The sequence below is a fragment of the Winogradskyella pacifica genome (assembly GCF_003386275.1).
GTDB lineage: Bacteria > Bacteroidota > Bacteroidia > Flavobacteriales > Flavobacteriaceae > Winogradskyella > Winogradskyella pacifica.
In genome coordinates, this window is sequence record NZ_QREI01000002.1 from 388,066 (window position 1) to 412,170 (window position 24,105).

The window sequence follows — 24,105 nt, forward strand, 5'->3', positions numbered from 1 at the left end:
GAATAATTATTGCTCTATACACATTAGTAATTAATACACTATATGAATAAATACAAAAAATTAGGAATTGGTCTGCTTTTAGACGCTTTAGGTATGGTCTCGTTTATAATTCCCGGAATCGGTGAATTTTCGGATATCGTTTGGGCGCCAATTTCGGGTTGGTTAATGACCAAACTATACGCAGGTAAAGCAGGTAAAGTCGCAGGAGTTATCACTTTTGTAGAAGAAGCATTACCTGGCTTTGATGTGATACCAACATTTACATTGATGTGGTTTTATACTTATGTTTTCAATAAGGATAAGGTTGAAACTAAAGCATAAAAAAAGCACTCAAAAGAGTGCTTTTTTTTAACTGTATTACAATTTTAGATTATTGAACTTCTATAGAAAATGTAACTTCTACATCTGTGCTACCACCAGCATTTATAGAGGTTCCATCGTTTGGTTTTGTAGGTTCGTGAATTAACTCTATTGTAAGAGACCCAGTTCCAGCACCACCAGTAACTAGTGTTGTTAGAATTCCTACAGGATTGCCATCTTCGTCTAAATCATCTTTACTAACAGTGATATCTGAAATTGTTGGAGTGTAGAAGAACTCATGGTCATCACCTTCGTCTTCAACTTCTAAAGTAATATTATCAGCAGGACTTTCGGTTTCATTTAATAATTGAATAATACCAGAATACGTTGTGTTTGCTGTTAATGGACCAGATACATCAAAAGTTCCTTCTGCACCACCTTCACCGTCTAAATCTTGAAACTCTAAAGTCACAACATCTGTTCCGTTGGTAAGTGTATATCGTACTGTCGTTATAAGTTCCTCTTCATGATCGTGATCGTCTCCATGATCGTCATCACTAGAACAGCCTACAAATGCTATACTAGAAACAAAAAGTAAGGCTAAGAATTTTATTGTTTTTATTGATTTGATATTTTTCATAATTTGATTTTATTAATAATTAATTTTTATTTTCAAGTTAATGTTTCTGCCCAATTCATCAGCAAAATACCGTTGTCTATTCAAATACTCATTATACTTGGTATTTAATAGATTTTCGACATTAAGTTCTAATTTTAACGATCCGGTTTTAAACGCTTTAAAACTAACGGAACTATTAAAACTAAATAATGAATACGCAGGTGGAGTAGAGCTAATGTCTACATAAACATCTTCTTGTAGTATTGGGTTAAATGTATAAAAGTTATAATCTGGAAATTCGTTTTGTTGTAATACAGTTTTGTGAGTTAAATTAATTGATAATTGATTTAACTCGTCATTATAATAGGATATACTATTAGTAAAATTTGTTGAAGGCATATGTATAAGTGGTATGTCTTCGGTAAGGTTTTCACCTTTTAAAAGACTTATACTGCCTTTATAATTAAATTTATCGGTTATTTTTTTATTGACATCAATATCAACACCGAAAATTTGTGCATTGATCTGATTATATTCCCAAACAGGAAACGCTCCTCTGATGGTTGTGGTGATACCAACAGGAATGAGTTGTATATAATCGTTAATATGCTTGAAATACGGACTGATTGAAAATCCAAAATTCTGATTATTTCTCTCTAAAGATGCTACAAACTTATTTGCGATTTCTTTATTGAGGGTTAACAAACCAGTTTCTATTCTCGCAGCACTATGATGTAAACCGTCGCTAAACAATTCTGATGGGTTAGGTACTCGCGTTGCCAAACCATAATTAACAAATAAAGATATGTTATTATTGAATTGCTTTGAATAGCCCACATTAGCAGAAATGTTATGGAATGTAAATTCTGGACGTGTTAATATTTTTGAATTCTCAACAGTATTGGTTTCAAACTGTGGAAATAATTCATCGTAATTATAGGTCTCTTCCCAATCCGTGAGGTTGTATAGTTTCTCAGCATTGATTCTTGTAAAATCATAACGTGCGCCAGCACTTAATTCAGAAGAATCATTTAAATCAAAATTCCCAATAGCATAAATACTAGCGTCATACTTTTCAAAATCAGGAATTAAAGGACTGACTCCAGTGCCCGAAATAGCATCATTTTGTTGGTAGCGTACTAATACGCCTGTATCTAGTTTAAGATTATCAATAGCATCAATATTCAAATTGGTCTGTAAAGAATTTGTAAACAACCTAAGGTCAATAACAGGTGTGTTTGCTAAATCACCACGTCTTAAATCGTATTCTTTCCGCCTGTTAATTTGCATATCATACTGTACTGATAATTTTCCGAAATTCTTAAACCTTTTATAGGCTTCTATCTTCGCTAAATTATGTAAGATATTTTGTTTAGGATAATCTATATCGTATGAGAAATCTTCAATAACACGTGGTGTTCTACTATTAATTGCTGTCACTAAATCATTAACATTACCAATGTGTGATGCTTGTAAAATACCCAACTCATTACTTACAACGCTATAATAAGCATCGAAACCTTTTTCAAAACTTCTGTAGCCAATTCTGGCGGAAGCATTGATGTTTTTTAAGCCGCTATTGGTTAACTTATAATCGGGACCTTCAAAATCTCCGAATTGTTTGTAGCTTGTTTGAATTCTACCGTAAAATCCAGATTTATAGGTTTTAATCAGTTCTGAATTTACATTTCCACCACGTCCATTTGAATTTAGCGATAACATAGTGCTACCAAATAAACTATCTCGTGCAACATAGCGTTTAGGTTGTATAAGGATTAAGCCACCAATGGCATCACTACCATATTTTAAAGTATTGGCGCCTTTAATCACTTCAACTTTGTTACTAGCATTAATATCAATATTTGGTGCATGCTCGTCTCCCCACTCTTGGTCAAACATACGCACGTTATTATTAATAATTAATAACCGACTACTATGCAAACCATGTATCATAGGTTTAACAATTGTATTCCCTGTATTTAACGACGACACACCACTTACCGAATTTAGAGCATCACCTAAAGATTTATCGGTGTATTTTTCTAAATCGGCTTTGTTTAGGGTTTGTTCTATACTGGTACCTTCTGTTTTTAAGTGAGAATTCACCACAACTTCATTAAGTTCCTCTAAATGATGTTCTAAAGAAATAATTTTAAAAACATCATTTTCAATAGAATATGAAACGGTTTTTGTTTCGCATCCAATATGAGAAATAGTTAAAGTTAAGGTGCCAGAACACAGGTTTTCAATTTTGAACTTACCATCTAAATCTGAAATTAAATACGTATCACTTTCTTTAATGTGAATAGTAGCAGATTCTATAGCTGTTCCATCATGAAAATCTTTGACTTCGCCTAAAAAAATATAATTGCAGTTTTGGCTGTAGCTAAAGCTAGAAATAGCGATGAGCACACCCATAATTATGGATTTCATTCAAATAGATTTATGAGAGTATTAGAAAATTTAAAATTCTAACCCAATTGAGGCGGACCTCTAACAAACCTTGTTAATTGCTGATAATTATTTAAAGAAATATAATATGAAGATAACTGCTTAGTTGCAATTATTTGAGGTATTATCTCATAGTTATTAAATACAAGAAATAAATTGTTGGTGAGCTTAAATTTATAAAAGTCACAATCTAAATCAGACTCATGAAAGTGAGTTTTAAGCTCATTGTCAGAATCACAAACTTCATGTGTATGGTGATTAAAAGCGTGTGTTAATTTTACAGCAGAAGGTAACAACACCGAAAGCACTAGCATAATTGCTAATGTTTTAAATAGTGATGTTAGTACTGTGTTTATTTTCAATCTAAAAAGCGTTTTAATCCAAATCTCCTTAACATTTTCTTTTCAAATTCCCAGAAAAACTTGAATTGCCCAAAAAGCCATCCAAAGGTTACTAAAAGTATCTGATAGAAAATGAGCCCAATGATAATGAATAAAAACCAGTAGAGTATAGGATTTAAGTTTTCTTTAGTAATTCCCATTAATTTAATAATAGGCCTTCCAATAACTAAAGATGATGTTCCTGTAAAGGCGAATACCATAAATACGCGGATCATTTCCCATCTATAATCGAGAACCCATTTCTTCTCAAGTTTCTTAAATATGAATAAGGTCAGTTTTAATAAAAAAAAGAAAACAAAAAGAGCCCCAACGATCGTTAACGTTAATCCGTAATTATCTAAAAATCCATTCGAAATTTTAAACGCAGAATATCCTAAAATAACTAAACCAAAAAAGGGAAATAACAACTGCCAATTGTGTTGAATTTCCCAATGTTTTTTAAATTTTTCCATAGCACCAATGTCGTGATGCAAAACTAGTAAATTATGAGGATTTTCTATCCTAAATTCTAGGTGTAAACGATGAAAGTTGTTGTTTGTATTTTAATTGAAAGTATATAAAGTAATTATAGAGTTTATAATTTACTTCGTAACCATAGTCTGTACGTGTATCGTAATCTATACGAACCTCGTAAAGGTTAGGGTCATAGATATGAGGTTGAAGGTTTCGTTGATTCCAACCTTGTACTAAAAGTGCATTTCTAGATTCTAAAAATTGTTGAGAATAATGCCCCTCTGGTCTTGCTGTACTTAATAACCATGAGTTAAAGCCTGGCTCTATAATAAGGATTTCATAATCGTTTTCGTCACTGCTAATAGAAACAGTGTCACTCTTCACTAAGCTATTTTCGTTGTCGTTATCAATTGTAGGGCTGTAATTGTAAGATTTACAGCTCGCAATTAAAATTAGGACTACAATGAATGGGATAATTTTTTTCATAAGTATTAAAGATATTAAAATAATGTGAGTGTTTATAAAGTTTTACTTCGATTTAACACCACAAAGTAACAGTAGATTTATAATTGTGACAACCCAAACTAAGTAAACTGACCTTTTGAATGCGTCAAACCTTCTATTTTAAAAGTTTAGATTATAGAAACAAAAAAGCAGCTCGTAATAACGAACTGCTTTAAAATTATATGTAAAGAATTTTATTTACCGAACATGCCGCCCAAAAGACCGCCAATTCCACCTGAATTTTTATTGCCTCCTAAAACCATACCTGCGACATCATCAATAACGCTTCCGTCACCATCTGCATCTAATATTTTTTCTAAGAAACTTTGTTCGTTTTGTGAGCTATTTCCACCAAGTAAACCTCCTAAAAGGCCACTGATATCTGATTGAGAACTAGCATTATTCTGACTCGCTTGTTTTCCTAAAACACCCATTAAAATCGGAGCTGCTACTTTTAGAATATTAGCCACAGAACCAGCATCTAAGCCTGCTTTCTGACCAATGACTTGTTCTACACCTTGTTGTTTGCTACCTAATACATGACTAAGAATATTAGCTCCGTCATTTTTCACAGTATCATCAACACCACCATCAAATAAACCACCAAGGTTATCTAAAATGCTTCCGTCATGTTTGCTACTTAATGCGCCCATAAGTCCTGCTGCACCTTCTGGAGTAGAAGCGTTACGCTCCATAGCTTTCATAAGTACAGGTAATGCCATTGTTAATACGCTACTTGTTTTATCTTGATCCGTTCCTGTTGAACCAGAAACACCACTAATAATAGTTTTTCCAATATCACTGTTTAATAAATCTAAAATTCCTGCCATTTGTTATATATAATTAAGGGTTAAAAAAATATCACTTCAAGGTACAAAAAAAAGTCCCACAATAGTAGGACTCTTTTTATTTGATTTGGTCACATTTTTTTTATTAACCAAGAATTGTAATAATCTGTTCTGCTAATTCTGTACCAATTCTATCTTGTGCTTCATTAGTTGCAGCTCCTGTATGAGGAGTTAATGATAATGCCGGATTCATTAATAACTGAATTTCTGGTTGTGGTTCTTTTTCAAACACATCTAATGCAGCCCTAGATACTTTACCACTTTCTATCGCTTTAACAAGAGCAATCTCGTTAACAACTCCACCACGTGCAGCGTTAGCGATAATAACACCATCCTTCATTTGCTTGAATTCAGCTTCATCAATCACATAGTCTTTTTGTGCGGGTACGTGAAGTGTTAAAAAGTCTGCTTGTTTTAAAACATCTTCTTTTGAAATGGTTTCAATTTCAAAATTCAATTTTTGACCATCGAAGAACTCTAATTCTAAATTCGCTTTTTCTAAAAATGGATCAAAGGCAACAACTTTCATTCCTGCTCCAATAGCCACTTTAGCTGTCGCTTGGCCAATACGTCCAAATCCTAAAACACCTAAAGTTTTACCTTTAAGCTCAGTTCCTTTAGCATAAGCCTTTTTTAAATTTTTAAATTTAGAATCTCCCTCTAATGGCATATCACGGTTAGAGTTATGTAAATAACGCGCTAAGCCGTAAAAATGCCCAAAAACTAATTCTGCTACCGAATGAGAAGATGCTGCAGGTGTATTAATAACACTTAAGCCTTTGCTGCGTGCATAGTCTACATCGATATTATCCATACCAACTCCACCACGACCTATAATTTTTAGGCTAGGGCAGTTGTCTATTAAATCTTTACGTACTGTTGTTGCGCTTCTAACTAATAAAACAGAAATATCGTTTTTGTTTATGTAGTTTTCTAATTGTTCTTGTGCAACTGTTGTTGTGATGACTTCGTAACCAGCTGCTTCTAATGCATTAATTCCACTTTGAGAAACTCCGTCGTTTGCTAATACTTTCATTTTCCTATCCCTAACTCTTTCCTAAGGAAAGAGAATTGATTCGGGTAATTTTATAGTTAATATTAAATTTTATTTTTTCTTGCTAAAAAACTCTCTTTTTATTGCATTTGAGTGAGCACTGAATACTGCTTACTGAATACTGAAATTTAAGCCTTACTTTCTAATTCACTCATCACTTCAACTAGTGCTTTTACACTATCTAAAGACAGCGCGTTATACATAGATGCTCTGTAACCTCCAACACTTCTATGTCCGTTGATGCCGTTTATACCAGCTTCTTTTACCATAGATTCAAAAGTTTCCTTTAGGTTTTCATTTTCTAAAGTGAACGTTGCATTCATTAAAGAGCGATCTTCTTTTACAGAATAACCTTTAAAAAGAGGGTTTAAATCAATTTCAGAATAGATTAATCTCGCTTTCTTTTCATTTTCCTCTTCAATAGCTTTAATACCACCTAAATTCTTCAGCCACTCTAAGGTTAACATAGATACATAAACGGCAAATACAGGAGGTGTATTAAACATGCTTCCTTTGCTAATATGTTCTTTGTAATTCATCATTGAAGGAATCTTACGCGATACCTTACCTAAAATATCTTCTTTTATAACGACTAAAGTTGTTCCTGCAGGGCCCATATTTTTTTGAGCACCAGCATAGATTAAATCAAATTTTGAAAAATCTAACTGACGTGAAAAAATATCACTACTCATATCACATACCATCGGAATAGGAGAGTTTGGAAAACTCTTCATCTGTGTTCCAAAAATGGTATTGTTTGATGTACAGTGAAAATAATCGTAATCTTCTGGAATATCGTAACCTTTTGGTATGTAGTTGTAGTTAGCGCTTTTAGAGGATCCTATTTCGTAAATGTCATCATAGATTTTAGCTTCTTTAATCGCTTTATCTGCCCATGTACCTGTATTTAAATAGCCAGCTCTTTTTTCTAATAAGTTTAAAGCAACCATTAAGAATTGTGTGCTAGCACCACCTTGAAGAAATAACGCTTTATAACCCTTGCCCTCAAGTCCTAACAACTCTAAAGCTAAGGATCGTGCATTTTCCATAACATCAACAAAAGGTTTACTACGGTGCGAAATCTCTAAAAGCGAAAGCCCATCGTCAAAGTTTAAAACTGCTGCTGCTGCTTGCTCCATTACCGATTTTGGTAGTACACATGGACCTGCACTAAAATTGTGTTTTTTCATTTTATTCTGAATTTAATTCAAGATTTTAACAAATTTATCTTGAATCTATTATTTTTAAACAGATACAAAGGTGCTAATTTATTGCCTAAAAGATGTTATGAAAATGATAATTTTTAGGCTATATTTTTAGCAAGAAATCAACAGTATCTACATTATCTGCATAATCCCAAAGTTGTGGGTTTTGAGTTTCTCCAAATGCAATTTCATTATCTGTAAACCCATTAGCAACGATGCACTGTATTTTATCTGAATCTGTGTCTAATTGTTGTTGTAATTCTGCGATGCTATTATATTTTTCGTAAAATAACGTTGCTATCGGTGAGGAGTAACTTTCATCTTCCTTTATCATTAGGAAACCGTTTTCTAGCATCTCAAACTCACTCATTAAATAAACGGCTTTGTTATAATCGTAGTTGTTAGCGTACTTCGACCCGTCGATAATAGAATGCCATTTATAAACCGCATTGAAAAACGCATCAAAATTATACTCTTTTGGTATGAAAAATTTGGATACATTTCTACAACCTAAACCATAATATCTAAAAATATCATCGGCTAAAGCTTCTAACTCTTCTTTGGTTTCGTTTCCTGTTAAAATCGCAACCGAATTTCTGTTTTTTCTAATTATAGAAGGTTTATTTTTGAAATAATATTCAAAATAACGTGCTGTATTATCGCTTCCTGTTGCAATAACAGCATCAAAATTTTCTAGTTTTTCTTCCGTGAATTTGATTTTGCCTTTAAAATCAGGCTCCACAACCTCTAAATATTTGGCTAAAAAAGGAAGTAGATGCTTATCATTAGAGGATTGTTTTACTAATACATTATGGCCCGATATTAACACGCTTAAGAAATCATGAAACCCAACTAACGGAATATTTCCTGCCATAATAATGGCGACAGTTTGTGGCTTTGAAGTGTTAAAGTTGTACTTTCTTGTCCATTGGTTAATGTTATTTCTAGTCAGTGCGTTAGACCAGTTTTTTAAAGTGAAAACGATATTTTCTTTTGTAAACCAACCATTATGTTCTTCTGCTAATTTTAATTGGTGTTTAAAGCCGTCATAAAATAATGCATTAGCTTCTATATTTTCATTTCTTATGCTTTCATTTTGTTGAAATTGATTTAAAAAGGCGCCCAATTTTACAAATGCGTTAATTCTTTGTTCTAAATCCATAATGGGTTTGGTTATGCGATGTTTTGGCTTTATTTTTGCAATTGCAAATTTAAGCAAAGCAAATGAGCAAGAAAAGGTTTGATTTTGATAATAAATTAAATTTATCAGATTTAGAGTGACTCATTTAAAAGTTAAATAAAAAAATAGAAATTACTATGGCAATAATAATCACAGACGAATGTATTAATTGTGGAGCTTGTGAGCCAGAATGTCCAAATACAGCTATTTACGAAGGTGCCGATGATTGGCGTTATGCTGATGGTACAAGTTTAGAAGGAAAAGTAGTACTTCCAAATGGAAAGGAAGTCGATGCAGAGGAAACACAAGAACCAATAAGTGATGAAGTATATTATATCTCACCAGATAAGTGTACGGAATGTGTTGGTTTTCATGAAGAGCCACAATGTGCAGCGGTTTGCCCTGTGGATTGTTGTGTGCCAGATGAGGATCATGTGGAAACTGAAGAGGTTTTATTAGGGAAACAGAAATTTATGCATCCTGATGGTTAAGTCGAGGCTGAAATTAATTCAATATAAATAATTGAAATAGAGATTTAATTGAGTCCCGAGTCCTTGACTTGGGATTTTTTTATGTTCAATTTTTAGTGTAACCTACTATGCTAAACGAAAGCGCTATACCCCGTAATTGCGCGTCCTACTATTAATGTATTGATTTCCTTAGTGCCTTCATAAGAATAAATAGCTTCAGCATCGGCAACAAAACGTGCCACATCGTACTCTAAAAGTATACCATTACCTCCCATAACTTCGCGTGCTCTGCTTACAACATCTCTTGTTCGCATAGAACAGAAAACTTTAGCGAGTGATGCGTGTTCGTCTGTAAGCAAGCCTTGATCTTGTAATTCTGAAAGCCGATAAACCATGGCTTTCATAGCGGTAAGGTTGGCAAGCATTTCTACTAAATGATTTTGAATGAGCTGAAATTTTGCAATGGGCTTTCCAAATTGTTCGCGTTTCTTAGTGTATTTTAATGAACTCTCATAAGCACCTCGGGCGCAGCCTAAAGCTTGCCACGCCACGCCAGCTCTAGTCATTCTTAACACTTTGGCAGTGTCTTTAAATGAATTTGCTTTTTGCAAGCGATCACTTTCTGGTATTTTACAATCGGTAATCGTAATCAATGCATTTTGAACGGTTCGTAAAGCCATTTTGTTTTCAATCTTTTCAGTCTTATAACCTGGATTTCCTTTACGTAATAAAAACCCTTTGGCCTGATTATCATCGATATCTCTTGCCCATATGATAATAACATCTGCAAACGTGGCATTTCCAATCCATTTTTTCTGACCGTTTAAAACCCATTCGTCCCCAACTTTTTTACAGGTTGTTTCCATTCCTCCGGCAACACCGCTTCCTACATTGGGTTCTGTTAATCCAAACGCTCCAATGGCTTCCATTTTCTGCATTTTTGGCAGCCATTCTTGTTTCTGTTCCTCGCTTCCACAGAGATAGATAGCGCCCATGGCTAATCCGCTATGTACACCAAAGAACGTGGATATTGATACATCGACGCGTGCTAATTCTTCGGCTATAATGCCTTCCATAATAAAAGGTAGGTTAGGACAGCCATAACCTTCGTAAGCCACACCACAAATATTTAATTTTGCCATTTTGGGAATGATGTCCATTGGGAATTCGGCTTTATTCCAATAATGATTTGCTATAGGTTCTACCTCGGTTTCCATAAAACTGCGGACTTTCATTTGTATCGTACGTTGTTCTTGATTCAATTTTAAATCATAGTCATAAAAATCGCCATCAATAGGAGGTAATTTGTGCTGACCTTTTTTTGCTTTTTCAGTCAACATTTTCATTAATCCTTTAAGTTGATTATCATCTAACTCACCAACCGATTTCATAATTTTAGGTAAATCTATTTTTTCTGAAATCTCACCTAATTCTTTGAAATCTACTTGTTTCATTAAATGGGTGATTTGCTTTATTTTTTTGAAGAATTCCATTTTTGTACGTTTTATTTATAGCCAACAGTTGGTTTCTAAAGTTAATCCAAAATAACCAACACATCTTAAATGGAGTTGCTCTATTACATATTATTTTAATACATTAGGTAGATTTATTTCTTAATAAAAACATGAGTATATAAACTGTTTGAAAAAAAAGAAGTCTTTTTGGGATTACAATAAAGTTTAAATTACATAATTTAGCTTACTGTATACGTCTCTAATTATATAAATATAAAAATATGAACCTTCACCTTTTACTTGCGGATGATGATATTGATGATTGCGACTTTTTTAGAGAAGCTATTGATGAGATTGGTGAATTAACACTTTCGGTATTAAATGATGGTGTTGAATTAATGAATTTTTTATTAGCAGAACCTATCAATCATCCTAATTTGATTTTTTTAGATCTTAATATGCCTAAAAAATCAGGAATGGAATGTATGGTTGAAATAAAGGCGATTAATGAATTGAAAAATATTCCTATTATAATTTATTCTACATCTTTAGATAGAACTGTCGTTAACCAACTTTACGATATGGGAGCGCATCATTATATTCAAAAACCTGGCGAATTCGCAAATATAAAAAAGGTGGTTGAAAAGGCTATCTCACTATTTACAGACGCTAATTTGCAATTGCGTTCTAAGGATAAATTTATTATTCAACCATAACTGTTACATGAGTATAAAAGGAGAAAAACATATTTTTTTGAGAGGCGGTGGCGAAACGGGGCAACTCATTAGAGCTAAAGATTGGAGCAATACGCCGCTTGGTGACGCAAAAGTTTGGCCGCAATCATTAAAAACAATGGTAAGTGTAATGTTAGATAATCCTTTAGGTATGTGTATTACTTGGGGAAATAATAATACACAAATCTATAACGATGGGTTTCGTTCTGTTTTGAGTCTATCTAATGGTGGTAATGCTTTAGGAATTAGTTTCAAAGAAGCGTTTTCTGAAGTTTGGGATGTTATGGGTTCTAAGTATGATGCTGCTATGGCGGGTGAAGCAGTTAGTTTTCCTAATTTTAAATTACCATTAATACGAAAGGATTATAATGAAAATTATCATTTCGATTTTACGTTCAGTCCAATTAGGTTAGAGTCGGGTGAAGTAGGAGGGGTTTTGGTGACTATTGTTGAAGCTACGCATAAAAATAATACTGAATATAAACTAGAACAAAGTAAAGATGAACTCGAATTTGTAATTGAAGCAGCACAACTAGCCACGTACGATTATAATCCTCTCACAAATAAATTTTCTTGTAATACGAGATTAAAAGAGTGGTTTGGTTTGGCTCAAAAAGAACAAATAGAACTTTCGGAGGCTTTAAATGTTATTTCAAAAAAGGATAAAGATCGTGTGTCTAATGCCATTTTGGATGTTTTGAATTACGCATCAGGTGGACACTACGATGCCGAATACACCATTATAAACGAACTCACCAAAAAAGAAACCATAGTACATGCCAAAGGTAAAGCTTGGTTTAATGAAGAAAAAATTGCTTATCGATTAACAGGAACTGTAGAGGATGTCACCAACCGTGTGTTGGCAAGGAAGAAAATAGAAGAAAGTGAACGTAGTCTAAGATTAATGATTCTTCAGGCTCCTATAGCTATTGCAATTTTAAAGGGCGCCGATTACAAAGTGGAAATTGCCAATAAGTATGCTTTGGAATTATGGGGAAGAACAGAAGATGAGATGCTTAATTATCCCATTTTTGAAGCCATGCCAGAACTCAAAACGCAAGGAATTAAAGAATTAATGGACGGTGTCTTAAAGACAGGTATTAGTTTTTCTACACCAGAACGTGCTATTGAGCTTTTAAGAAATGGAACTTTAGAAACGATGTATGTTGATTTTTCTTATGAAGCGCTATATGATACTCAAGGGAAAATCAATGGTATTATGACCATCGGAAACGATATCACACCCCAAGTAGAAGCAAGAAAAAAGGTAGAAAAAAGTGAACAGAGTATACGCGCTTTAGTAGAAAGTGCACCTTTTCCAATAGGCGTTTTTGTTGGTGAAGAGATGCGGATTTCACTTGCTAATCAATCCATTATGGATGCTTGGGGAAAAGGACATGATGTTATCGGTAAATTATACACAGAGATATTACCAGAATTTGACAACCAACAAATATTTAGTCAAATACGCAATGTCTTACGTACGGGAATTGCTTTTCATGCGAGAAATCAAAAGGTTGAAATTATACAAAATGAAGAATTAAAACCCTTTTACTATAATTATAGCTTTACTCCATTGTTAGATGTTGAGGGTAATGTATATGCAGTAATGAATACCGCAGCCGAAGTTACCGAACTGCATGAAGCTAAACAGAAAGTTGAAGAGAGTGAAAAGCGTTTTAGAGATTCTGTAATGCAAGCACCACTTGGTATCGTTATTTTTAGAGGTGCAGAGAACATTATTGAAATGGCAAATAAAAATTATTTGAACATTGTAGATAGAACAGAAAAGCAATTTGTTGGAAAACCACTTTTTGAAAGCTTACCCGAAGTTAAAGAAATTATAGCTCCAGTAGTTGAAGATATTTATAAAACAGGAAATGCCTTTTATGGTTACGAATTCCCAGTTTATTTAAACCGTAAAGGCAAAACGGAGGTTCGCTACTTCAATTTTGTTTATCATCCATTAAAGGAAAACAATACTATTACAGGTATTATGGTTGTCGCTTCGGAAGTTACAGCAACAGTAGAGGCAAAACATATTATAGAGGAGAATGAAGAGAAGTTAAAGCTTATTATAGAAGCAAGCGAACTTGGTATATGGGATTTAGATCTAAAAACCGAATACATGTTGGCCTCAGAGCGTTGCTATAATATTTTAGGCTTTTCTAGCAATAATGATTTAACACAAGAAAAATTGATTTCTCAGATACATCCTGAAGATGTTCACCTTAGAGTTGATGCCTTTGAAAAAGCATATAAAACTGGTGTCTTACATTATCAGATAAGAATTATATGGGAAGATCAAACCTTGCATTGGAAAGATGTAAAAGGGAAAGTGTTTTACGACGAGCATAATCAGCCAGAACGTATGCTGGGCACCGTAAGAGATATTACAGAAGAGCGGAATTTTCATCAGCAATTATTGGATCGAGAAGAAAAATTTAGACTATTAGCTGATTCTATGCCGCAATTTATTTGGACCTCAGATCCTGAGGGTAATCTTAATTATTTTAACCAATCGGTTTATGATTTTTCTGGGCTAACATTAGACGATATTTTAAGAGATGGTTGGCTACAAATAGTGCATCCAGATGATAAAGAAGAAAATATTAAAGTTTGGACAGAAGCTATTGCGTCTGGTAAAGATTTCTTGTTAGAACATCGATTTCGTAAACATAATGGTGATTACCGTTGGCAGTTAAGCCGTGCCATTCCACAAAAAGATGCAGATGGTGTTATTAAAATGTGGGTTGGTAGTAGTACTGATATTCAAGAGCAAAAAGTATTTACAGCTAAGCTTGAAAACATGGTTAGAAATAGAACCAATGAGTTGGAAAAGAAAAATTTGGATCTAGAAAAAATGAACAAAGAGTTGCAATCGTTTGTGTATATATCTAGTCACGATTTGCAAGAACCATTACGAAAAATACAAACTTTTGCTTCGCGAATTAAGGAAAAGGAATTAGAGAGGTTATCGGATAGTGCTAAGAACTATTTTTCAAGAATGCAGACGTCTGCGTATCGAATGCAAAATTTAATTCAAGATTTAATTGCGTATTCTAGAACCAATGCTCAAGAAAGTACATTCGAAATTTATAATCTTCAAGATATTATTGAAGACACTAAAGAGACCTTAAGTGAGGAGTTGGAAGAAAAAAACGTGGTTTTTGAGTTAGAAAACATATGTGATGTTCGTATTATTCCTGTGCAATTTCAGCAAGTGATCTTAAATTTAGTTAGTAATTCTATTAAATTTTCAAAAGAAGGAACGGGAATTCTCATCAAAATTAGTTGCGAAATATTGAAAGGAAAGAAAACCGGTATTCCGGCTTTAAATAATGATCGTACATACTGCCATATTCGTTTTTCTGATAACGGTATTGGTTTTGATCAACAATACCACGAAAAAATATTTGAAGTATTTCAACGTCTGCATAGTAAAGAAGATTATTCTGGTACAGGTATTGGGTTGGCTATTGTAAAACGGATTATAGAAAACCATGACGGCCATATTGCTGCTAGAAGTGAATTTAATAATGGAGCTATTTTTGATATTTATCTTCCGGAAGACTAAATTTTAAAAAGGAAAAATTAACTTCGCACTTTACTTGGTGTTACTATTTAAGCCGAGTTATAAAATGATTAAATCCTATGAAACAAACTGAATTTTTAGAGAAAAATATATTTATCGATTTAGAAAATGTAAATGATGGCTTTGAAGATGCTTCAATTCATTATTTTTCTGAATCAGATTTTGCAACCGTTCTTAAAAGAGCAGAGCACTTTGGTCTTAGTGTTTATAAGATAGAATCTTTTCTAGATGGAGAGGCGTTTGATGTTGCTGATCATGATGCTTTTAAAAAGAAGGCTACAGATCCAAAGTGGTACGAAAAAGCGTTTTCAGATTTAAAAAAGCGTCAAGAAGGATTAGTGTATTCTGCGACTTATAAAGTGTCTAAGAAGTTGTTAGAGCGCGAGTAACGATCTGTTAAATAAATGTCTAATTGAATATTATTATATTTTAAGTTTATGACCTACCAAGATGAATTTAATGTTTTTTGGGAACAAGTAAAGGAAAGTATCGAAGCTGGCACTTTCGCAAAATTAACAATGGCCAAAACCATAGGTAAGCCCGAATTAAAAAATATATTCATTAGGCCTATTCTTTCGGATGATGATTTTAAAGTAATGCTTAAATACAGTTTTAGGCCAAGGGAGACGGAAGATATAGAAGAAGAGCTCACTTTAGAGGAAGCCTTTGTAATCTTACAATCTCATTTGAAAAGTTTCTTTTTGTCTGTTCTATTGTTTACAACAGAGAAAGATGTTGTTTTTAAGGTGAATAAGAAAGGTATTGGTAGTATTACCGAAAGTTCACCCACTTTTAAAAATGTAGTTTTTGGTTAACATCTTTGTTCTTATAAGTATATAAGTATAAGTGTCCTGAGTCTTTGGCTTGGGATTTTTTTTTACTCTAACCATGCGCGATTCTGTGGGTGTTGATTCCGTTTTTAATATTGTTAATTTTTCATTTCATTAGACGCGGATCATTAAAAGGGGTAGTTTGTATAGCGGAATAATTAAGCTGTAAATTCTAACAGCAATCATTTCAAAAATTTATAATCTAACTATTCTACTAATTACTTACATTTGCACTCGCAAAAAAGAGATTTCCGGTTTTACGGAGACTACTAAATAAATTTATTCGATGAAAGCAGGAATCGTAGGATTACCAAACGTAGGAAAGTCAACCTTATTTAACTGTTTATCTAATGCCAAGGCGCAAAGTGCTAACTTTCCGTTTTGTACAATAGAGCCTAATATTGGTGTGGTAAATGTACCAGATCCAAGATTACAGAAATTAGAAGCACTAGTGAATCCTGAGCGTGTGTTGCCGGCAACTGTAGAGATTGTTGATATCGCAGGTTTAGTAAAAGGGGCTTCTAAAGGTGAGGGTTTAGGAAATCAATTCTTAGCTAATATTAGAGAAACGGATGCTATTTTACATGTATTACGTTGTTTTGATGATCCAAATATTATTCATGTTGATGGTTCTGTAGATCCTATTAGAGATAAGGAGACTATTGATATGGAATTGCAGCTTAAGGATTTAGAAACTGCTGATAAGAAGTTGGAAAAAGTAAAGCGTGCTGCCAAAACGGGTAACAAAGAGGCACAGAAAGAAGAAGCGGTACTTTTAAAAATAAAGGAAAACTTAGAAGCTGGTATTTCAATTAGAGCTTTAGAATTTTCTGAAGAAGATTACGAAGACTACGTTGTGCCTTCTCAATTTATTACAGATAAGCCTGTAATGTATGTTTGTAACGTTGATGAAGCGGCAGCAAATACAGGAAACGCTTATGTAGATAAAGTAAAAGAAGCTGTTAAAGACGAAAACGCTGAAGTTTTAGTGTTGGCTGTAGGTACAGAAGCAGATATTAACGAATTAGATGATTACGAAGAGCGCCAAATGTTCCTAGCTGATATTGGGTTAGAGGAGCCAGGTTCTGCTAAATTAATTCGTTCTGCTTATAAATTGTTAAAGCAGCAAACGTATTTTACTGCAGGTGTAAAAGAAGTAAGAGCGTGGACTGTAAATATTGGTGCAACAGGACCGCAAGCAGCAGGAGTTATTCATACCGATTTCGAAAAAGGATTTATTAGAGCAGAAGTTATTGCTTACAACGATTTTGTAGAATTTGGAAGTGAAGCTAAAGTGAAAGAAGCTGGTAAAATGCGTGTAGAAGGAAAGAACTATGTGGTTAAGGATGGCGATGTAATGCATTTCTTGTTTAATGTGTAACTTGCGTAAATGATAAATTTTTTAAAAAAGATAAGCTTTAAACAGATTTTATTTTTTTTGGTGTGTGTATTAGTAGTAGAGTTTCTATTATTAAAACACACACCTTTTTTTTGGGATGCTATTACTAAATCGTCTCGTGCTAGTTGGATTTATGCTAATGGTCTAACCGAATTTATTGTGCCAACGGAATACAATTCTGGTCATCCGCCTTTGTGGATTTCTTTACTAGCGATCTTTTGGACAATTTTTGAAAAAGCCCTCTGGTCTTCAAGATTATTATTGCTGATTGTTAATGTTGGTGTCGCTTGGCAAATAGTACTGTTTTGTAAAACTAATTTCTTAAAAACGGTATCCGCGTTTGCTGTTTTTATAGTGTGTTTAGAGCCTACATTTATAGCACAAACGACAAATTTAAATAACGACATGCTCTTGTTGTTTTTTACGTTTTTGGGTTTGAATTCACTTATTAAATCGAGAACAATATTTTTCACCTTAGCATTAGTAGGTTTGTTACTTGTCAATCTTAGAGGGGTTTATATAGTTGTATCTATAGCTTTAATTCATGTTATTTATGTTAGGCTGAAATTAATTGAGAGTAGAAAATTAATTTATATAAGCTACCTAATAGCGGTTTTTAGCTTTGCGGTGTTTTGTTATTTTCAATACGAAAAATTAGGTTGGTTCTTAATCAGTCAGAATGAAAACTACAACGCCCACAGGCAATCTGTAGGGGTAAAACAAGTACTGATAAATAGTATTGTGTATGTAAAAAGTTTTCTGGAATATGGACGCTTTATAATTGCGATAATTCTTTTGCCTCTTTTAGTAAAATATATAAAAGACAAAACAAATAGAGATGTTAAAATCGATCGGGTAGCTATTGCTTTTTTTGTGCTTGCTTTTATCTTTTTTATAGGAATGGTTCCGTTTTCTAACCCATTTGGTGATCGTTATTTTATGGTTTGTTATCTGTTAGCAATCGTATTGCTTGTTAATTTAATGGCGCATTATGATGTTGCTAAAAAAACAGTAGTGTATGCTGTAATGGTTGTTATGTTTATAACGGGGCATTTTTGGATTTATCCTGCGACATTATCGCAATCTTGGGATAGTTCCTTAGCGTATTTAAATAGTTATACCGTTGAGGCTAAAATGGAGCGCTTTATTGATTCTTCAGGCATCGAGCCTACTGAAATAGGGACTAGAATTCTGTTGAATGCGCGTGAATTTTCAGAATTTAAAGATATCTCAGAAGCCGATCGCTATGCTGATTTTAACATCAATACAAATCAATTTATATTGCTTTCAAATATAGATAATCAGACTAAAGACGACGAGCTAAATGAAATCATGACTAATTGGAAATTGGTTCAACATTATTCTCAATTGGGGGTTTTTATGTCTTTGTATAAAAGAGAGTAGTTGAGTTGTTTTTGTGTGAAAAAGTAGGTTGTAAAAACGCTTAAAATTCAAAATACTGCAATTTTGGGTGTTGATTTTTGAAAACTCCAATGTTCTCAACACATTAATGCCTTTTTGTTAATTACTTTAAGCGCTCTTTATTTCATGTTTTAAGGTATAATCTTATATTAGCCTTTCATCTAAATATCCGCTTAACTTTATGTCAGAAGAGTCCACTTATACTGAAGATAACATACGCTCACTCGATTGGAAAGAACACATCCGAATGCGACCTGGTATGTATATCGGTAAATTGGGTGATGGTTCCTCTCCAGATGATGGTATTTATATACTTTTAAAAGAAGTATTAGATAATTCCATTGATGAGTATGTGATGGGAGCAGGTAAGACGATTGAGATTTCGATTCAAGGCGAACGTGTTATTGTTCGCGATTATGGTCGTGGTATTCCTTTAGGGAAAGTCGTAGATGTTGTATCTAAGATGAATACTGGTGGAAAGTATGATTCAAAAGCTTTTAAGAAATCTGTAGGTTTAAATGGTGTAGGTACAAAGGCTGTAAATGCACTGTCTTCTTATTTTAGAGTCGAATCTACAAGGGATAGTAAATCGGCATCAGCAGAATTTGAACAGGGAAATCTTACTAATCAGGAGTTGTTAGATGATACCTCTCGAAGAAAAGGAACGAAAGTGTCTTTTATTCCGGATGAAATTATATTTAAAAATTATAAGTATCGTAGTGAGTATGTGGTTAAGATGCTTAAAAACTACGTGTATCTAAATCCTGGGCTAACCATTGTTTTTAATGGTGAAAAGTTTTACAGTGAAAACGGATTGAAAGATTTATTATCTGAGAATATTAACGAATCAGATATGTTATATCCAATCATTCACATTAAAGGTGATGATATCGAAGTCGCTATAACACATAGTAAAACACAATATAGCGAAGAATATCATTCTTTTGTTAACGGACAAAACACAACGCAAGGTGGAACGCATTTAGCAGCTTACCGAGAAGCTATCGTAAAAACCATTCGAGAATTTTATGGTAAAAGTTATGAGGCTTCAGATATTAGGAAGTCAGTAGTAACTGCTATTGCGATTAAAGTAATGGAGCCTGTTTTTGAGAGTCAGACCAAAACAAAATTAGGTTCTACGGACATGGGAGGCGAATTGCCAACAGTGAGAACCTATATCAATGATTTTGTAAAAACATATTTAGATAACTTTTTGCATAAGAATCCTGATTCTGCCGAAAAATTGCAACGTAAAATTCTTCAGGCTGAACGTGAGCGTAAGGAATTATCTGGTATTAGAAAATTAGCGAAAGACAGAGCTAAAAAAGCAAGTCTTCACAATAAGAAATTACGCGATTGCCGTGTGCATTTTGGAGATATTAAACACGATCGGAATTTAGAATCCACTTTATTTATAACAGAGGGAGATTCGGCATCAGGTAGTATTACCAAGTCACGCGATGTAAATACGCAAGCTGTGTTTAGTTTAAAAGGGAAACCACTAAACTGCTATGGCTTAAGTAAAAAGATCGTTTATGAGAATGAAGAGTTTAACCTTTTACAAGCTGCGTTAAACATTGAAGAGTCTCTTGAGGATTTGCGTTATAACAATGTGGTGATAGCAACTGATGCCGATGTCGATGGTATGCATATTCGCTTATTGTTAATTACGTTTTTCTTGCAGTTCTTTCCAGAAGTCATTAAGGATGGTCATTTGTATATTTTGCAAACCCCATTGTTTAGGGTTCGAAATAAAAAGGAAACGATTTATTGTTATTCTGAAGAGGAACGACGCGACGCCATGGAGAAATTAAAACCAAAACCAGAAATTACGCGATTTAAAGGTTTAGGGGAGATTTCGCCAGATGAATTTGTGCATTTTATAGGTGAAGATATTCGTTTAGACCCTGTAATGTTAGATAAGGACATGTCTATTGAGGAGTTGCTGTCTTTCTACATGGGAAAAAACACACCTACGCGTCAAGAATTTATTATTGATAATCTTAAGGTTGAACTTGATGTTGTTGAAGATACACTATGAGAACAGATAACAGGGAAATAAAAAACACCATAATTTCTATTTATTTTATATTAATAATCGCAGCGATTTTACTGGCTACGGTATTTAAGTCTTATCATTTAGTTGAGGGAAGCTCGCTCTACGTGCTAATAGGTTTGTTAGTTGCTGTAGTTGTGGTGCATTTTGTTGCGCGATTCTTTGAGTATGACAGTGATGGTGCTCAAGTTATAATCACAAACAGTGGATTGATACTTACGGATTATTTAAATTATAGAGAAAATAAGATTGAAATTTCTAGAGAGAAATTATCAGGTTATAAAATTCGCAACTATTACTTTTATAAAAGTTTGGTTATTTATGTATCACATAGTAATGGGAAAATAGAGAAGGAGCACTTTAATATTACGCTTTTGAAATACAAAAAGGTAAAGTATGTTAGGCAATCTCTGCGTAAGATTATAAAAGAAAATAAAAGCATAAAGTTGGATAGATGATAGACGAACATGAGGAGTTGTTAAATGAAGACAATGGTAGCCAAGAGACTATTACTAAGGTTACTGGTATGTATAAGGAATGGTTTTTGGACTATGCCTCTTATGTAATTTTAGAGCGTGCTGTACCTGCGATCGAAGATGGTTTTAAGCCAGTACAGCGTCGTATAATGCATTCTATGAAAGACTTGGATGATGGCCGTTATAATAAGGTAGCGAACATTGTTGGTCATACGATGCAATACCATCCGCATGGTGATGCAAGTATTGCAGATGCGATGGTGCAGATTGGTCAGAAAGATTTATTGATTGATACTCAGGGAAACTGGGGAAATATATTAACAGGAGATCGCGCAGCAGCTTCGCGTTATATTGAGGCGAGACTTTCTAAGTTTGCGATGGATGTTGTTTATAATCCGAAAATTACGCAATGGCAAGCGTCATATGATGGTAGGCGTAAAGAGCCAGTTAATTTGCCAGTAATGTTTCCTTTGTTATTGGCGCAAGGTGGTGAAGGGATTGCTGTTGGTTTGTCTACAAAAATTTTACCGCACAATTTTATTGAGCTTATCGACGCTTCTGTAAAACATTTAAAAGGTAAGCGTTTTACGATTTTACCCGACTTTCCAACGGCTGGTATTGCAGATTTCACTAATTATAATGATGGTTTACGAGGAGGAAAGGTGCGCGTGCGTGCGCTAATTTCTCAACGGGACAAGAATACATTGATGATTACCGAAATTCCATTCGGTACAACCACATCATCGCTTATTGATTCTATTCTTAAGGCGAATGATAAAGGGAAAATTAAGATTAAAAAGATTGAAGATAATACGGCTGCAGAAGTGGAGATTTTAATTCATTTGCCTGCAGGTTTGTCTCCAGATAAAACGATTGATGCGCTTTATGCGTTTACGAGTTGTGAAACTTCAATTTCGCCATTAGGATGTGTTATTGAAGATAACAAGCCTTACTTTGTTGGTGTTACTGAAATGTTGCGGCGTTCTACAGATAATACCGTGCAGCTTTTAAAAAGTGAATTAGAAATACGACTTGGTGAGTTTCAGGAGCAATGGCATTTTGCATCACTTGAGCGTATTTTTATTGAAAAAAGAATCTACCGCGATATTGAAGAGGAAGAAACTTGGGATGGAGTAATTGACGCAATTGATAAAGGGTTGCAACCGCATATTAAACATTTAAAACGTGCTATTACTGTTGAAGATATTACGCGTCTAACTGAGATTAGAATTAAGCGTATTTCTAAGTTTGACATCGATAAAGCGCAACAAAAAATTGATGCATTAGAAGATCAAATAGCTGAAGTAAAACATCACTTAGCGAACCTAATTGATTATGCCATAGCATTTTTTGAGCGATTGAAAAAAGATTATGGTGAAGGGAAAGAGCGTAAAACCGAAATTAGAATCTTTGATGATGTAGATGCTACTAAGGTAATTATTCGAAACACAAAACTCTACGTCAACAGAGAAGAAGGTTTTATTGGGACGTCATTAAAGCGAGATGAGTACGTTTGTGATTGTAGTGATATTGATGATATCATTGTGTTTACAAACGATGGAGTGATGATGGTGACAAAAGTAGATGCTAAGACTTTTATTGGTAAGAATATTATTCATGTTGCTGTGTTTAAGAAAAAAGACAAACGCACCATCTATAATATGATTTATAGAGACGGTAAAGGTGGTCCTTCTTATGTGAAACGATTTGCGGTGACAAGTATGACACGAGATCGTGAATACGATTTAACCAATGGAAATAAAGGGTCTGCGTTGTGGTACTTTTCTGCGAACCCTAATGGTGAAGCTGAAGTTGTGACTATTATGTTACGCCAAGTAGGTAGTATTAAGAAGTTAAAGTGGGATTTAGATTTTGCTGAAGTTTTAATAAAAGGTAGAGCGTCTAAAGGTAATCGTGTTACTAAATATGCAATTAAACGCGTAGAACTAAAGGAAAGAGGTGTGTCGACATTAAAGCCTCGAAAAATTTGGTTTGACGATACGGTGCAGCGTTTAAATGTTGATGATAGAGGTGAGTTGATAGGTGAATTTAGAGGTGAAGATAGGCTTCTTATTGTCAATCAATCGGGAATAGTGAAAACGATCATCCCTGAGTTAACTACACATTTTGATAGTGACATGATTATTATGGAAAAGTGGGTTCCTAAAAAACCAATTTCTGCTATTTATTACGATGGAGAAAAAGAACGCTATTATGTAAAGCGTTTTATTATTGAGCAAGAAGGCAAAGAAGAAGATTTTATTTCAGATCATCCAGATTCTCAATTAGAGATTGTTTCAACGGATTGGAGACCCATAGCGGATGTAGAATTCACTAAAGAGCGCGGTAAAGAACGTAAACCAAACATGGAAGTGAATCTTGAAGAATTCATTTCGGTAAAGGGGATTACTGCTTTAGGAAATCAGTTGACTAAAGATAAAATAAATCAAATTAATTTACTAGATCCATTACCTTATGAGGCTCCGGAAGAAGTACATGCCGATGAAATAGAGGTTGTTGATGAGGAGACTGTTGAGAAGGGGGGTGATAATGCTACTGAAGCTGTAAATAAACCTCACTCTGATAGTTCTTCTACAGATGATGAGGACGATTTAGATACGGATGATAAAGGGCAGGTGACATTATTTTAGCGT

At 33.9% G+C, this 24,105-nt stretch carries 21 protein-coding genes; 11 read left to right on the top strand and 10 right to left on the bottom strand.

All coding sequences use genetic code 11. The annotated features are described in order from the left end of the window. Positions 1–42 precede the first annotated feature (42 nt). A complete protein-coding gene (locus DFQ09_RS05920; RefSeq protein ID WP_115808729.1) occupies positions 43–321 on the top strand; it encodes a hypothetical protein in 279 nt (92 codons plus the stop codon). Between the two features lie 49 nt (positions 322–370). Here DFQ09_RS05920 and DFQ09_RS05925 read toward each other — a convergent pair whose 3' ends face one another. The 9 genes from DFQ09_RS05925 to DFQ09_RS05965 all read right to left on the bottom strand — a co-directional run bounded on the left by DFQ09_RS05925 (position 371) and on the right by DFQ09_RS05965 (position 8,997). After that, positions 371–940, bottom strand: a complete 570-nt coding sequence (locus DFQ09_RS05925) for a type 1 periplasmic binding fold superfamily protein (RefSeq protein ID WP_115808730.1) — start codon at positions 938–940, stop codon at positions 371–373. A gap of 12 nt (positions 941–952) precedes the next feature. Then, positions 953–3,352 carry a TonB-dependent receptor gene (locus DFQ09_RS05930; protein ID WP_115808731.1) on the bottom strand — a complete coding sequence of 800 codons (2,400 nt, stop codon included), beginning with the start codon at positions 3,350–3,352 and terminating at the stop codon, positions 953–955. Between the two features lie 38 nt (positions 3,353–3,390). Then, positions 3,391–3,732 carry a hypothetical protein gene (locus DFQ09_RS05935; RefSeq protein ID WP_115808732.1) on the bottom strand — a complete coding sequence of 114 codons (342 nt, stop codon included), beginning with the start codon at positions 3,730–3,732 and terminating at the stop codon, positions 3,391–3,393. Beyond that, positions 3,729–4,223 carry a DUF6787 family protein gene (locus DFQ09_RS05940; RefSeq protein WP_115808733.1) on the bottom strand — a complete coding sequence of 165 codons (495 nt, stop codon included), beginning with the start codon at positions 4,221–4,223 and terminating at the stop codon, positions 3,729–3,731. Before DFQ09_RS05940 ends, DFQ09_RS05935 begins: the two co-directional genes overlap by 4 nt. 49 nt (positions 4,224–4,272) lie before the next feature. Further along, positions 4,273–4,710 (bottom strand): DUF6146 family protein, encoded by a 438-nt coding sequence (locus DFQ09_RS05945; protein WP_115808734.1) that lies wholly within the window; start codon positions 4,708–4,710, stop codon positions 4,273–4,275. A gap of 212 nt (positions 4,711–4,922) precedes the next feature. Then, a complete protein-coding gene (locus DFQ09_RS05950) occupies positions 4,923–5,558 on the bottom strand; it encodes a DUF937 domain-containing protein (RefSeq protein ID WP_115808735.1) in 636 nt (211 codons plus the stop codon). Between the two features lie 103 nt (positions 5,559–5,661). Next, the gene (locus DFQ09_RS05955; RefSeq protein ID WP_115808736.1) at positions 5,662–6,612 is read right to left on the bottom strand and encodes a D-2-hydroxyacid dehydrogenase; all 951 of its coding nucleotides are present in this window, start codon (positions 6,610–6,612) and stop codon (positions 5,662–5,664) included. Between the two features lie 146 nt (positions 6,613–6,758). Further along, positions 6,759–7,820, bottom strand: coding sequence for a 3-phosphoserine/phosphohydroxythreonine transaminase (gene serC / locus DFQ09_RS05960; RefSeq protein WP_115808737.1), 1,062 nt, complete (start codon positions 7,818–7,820; stop codon positions 6,759–6,761). A gap of 118 nt (positions 7,821–7,938) precedes the next feature. Further along, a complete protein-coding gene (locus DFQ09_RS05965) occupies positions 7,939–8,997 on the bottom strand; it encodes an acyl-CoA reductase (RefSeq protein WP_115808738.1) in 1,059 nt (352 codons plus the stop codon). Between the two features lie 155 nt (positions 8,998–9,152). Between DFQ09_RS05965 and DFQ09_RS05970 the strand changes: the two genes are divergently transcribed. Further along, the gene (locus DFQ09_RS05970) at positions 9,153–9,506 is read left to right on the top strand and encodes a 4Fe-4S dicluster domain-containing protein (RefSeq protein WP_020896288.1); all 354 of its coding nucleotides are present in this window, start codon (positions 9,153–9,155) and stop codon (positions 9,504–9,506) included. Positions 9,507–9,616: 110 nt separating this feature from the next. Here the strand turns inward: DFQ09_RS05970 and DFQ09_RS05975 are convergent, their stop codons facing one another. Continuing rightward, positions 9,617–10,978 carry an acyl-CoA dehydrogenase family protein gene (locus DFQ09_RS05975; RefSeq protein WP_115808739.1) on the bottom strand — a complete coding sequence of 454 codons (1,362 nt, stop codon included), beginning with the start codon at positions 10,976–10,978 and terminating at the stop codon, positions 9,617–9,619. A 242-nt stretch (positions 10,979–11,220) separates the two neighbouring features. Between DFQ09_RS05975 and DFQ09_RS05980 the strand changes: the two genes are divergently transcribed. The 9 genes from DFQ09_RS05980 to DFQ09_RS06020 all read left to right on the top strand — a co-directional run bounded on the left by DFQ09_RS05980 (position 11,221) and on the right by DFQ09_RS06020 (position 24,102). Next, positions 11,221–11,655 carry a response regulator gene (locus tag DFQ09_RS05980; protein ID WP_115808740.1) on the top strand — a complete coding sequence of 145 codons (435 nt, stop codon included), beginning with the start codon at positions 11,221–11,223 and terminating at the stop codon, positions 11,653–11,655. A gap of 7 nt (positions 11,656–11,662) precedes the next feature. Further along, complete coding sequence (locus DFQ09_RS05985) at positions 11,663–15,250, top strand: PAS domain S-box protein (protein WP_115808741.1); 3,588 nt, start codon at positions 11,663–11,665, stop codon at positions 15,248–15,250. Between the two features lie 77 nt (positions 15,251–15,327). Further along, on the top strand, positions 15,328–15,657 hold the full coding sequence (locus DFQ09_RS05990; protein WP_115808742.1) for a hypothetical protein: 330 nt from the start codon (positions 15,328–15,330) through the stop codon (positions 15,655–15,657). Between the two features lie 48 nt (positions 15,658–15,705). Next, complete coding sequence (locus DFQ09_RS05995; protein ID WP_115808743.1) at positions 15,706–16,083, top strand: hypothetical protein; 378 nt, start codon at positions 15,706–15,708, stop codon at positions 16,081–16,083. A gap of 301 nt (positions 16,084–16,384) precedes the next feature. Next, a complete protein-coding gene (ychF, locus tag DFQ09_RS06000) occupies positions 16,385–17,479 on the top strand; it encodes a redox-regulated ATPase YchF (protein WP_115808744.1) in 1,095 nt (364 codons plus the stop codon). A 57-nt stretch (positions 17,480–17,536) separates the two neighbouring features. Continuing rightward, the gene (locus tag DFQ09_RS06005; protein ID WP_147298332.1) at positions 17,537–18,901 is read left to right on the top strand and encodes a hypothetical protein; all 1,365 of its coding nucleotides are present in this window, start codon (positions 17,537–17,539) and stop codon (positions 18,899–18,901) included. 199 nt (positions 18,902–19,100) lie between these two features. Further along, a complete protein-coding gene (locus DFQ09_RS06010) occupies positions 19,101–20,960 on the top strand; it encodes a DNA topoisomerase IV subunit B (RefSeq protein ID WP_115808746.1) in 1,860 nt (619 codons plus the stop codon). Then, positions 20,957–21,433 carry a hypothetical protein gene (locus DFQ09_RS06015; protein ID WP_115808747.1) on the top strand — a complete coding sequence of 159 codons (477 nt, stop codon included), beginning with the start codon at positions 20,957–20,959 and terminating at the stop codon, positions 21,431–21,433. Before DFQ09_RS06010 ends, DFQ09_RS06015 begins: the two co-directional genes overlap by 4 nt. Further along, a complete protein-coding gene (locus DFQ09_RS06020) occupies positions 21,430–24,102 on the top strand; it encodes a DNA gyrase/topoisomerase IV subunit A (RefSeq protein WP_115808748.1) in 2,673 nt (890 codons plus the stop codon). The genes DFQ09_RS06015 and DFQ09_RS06020 overlap by 4 nt, the downstream gene beginning before the upstream one ends. The last annotated feature ends 3 nt before the right edge of the window (positions 24,103–24,105 follow it).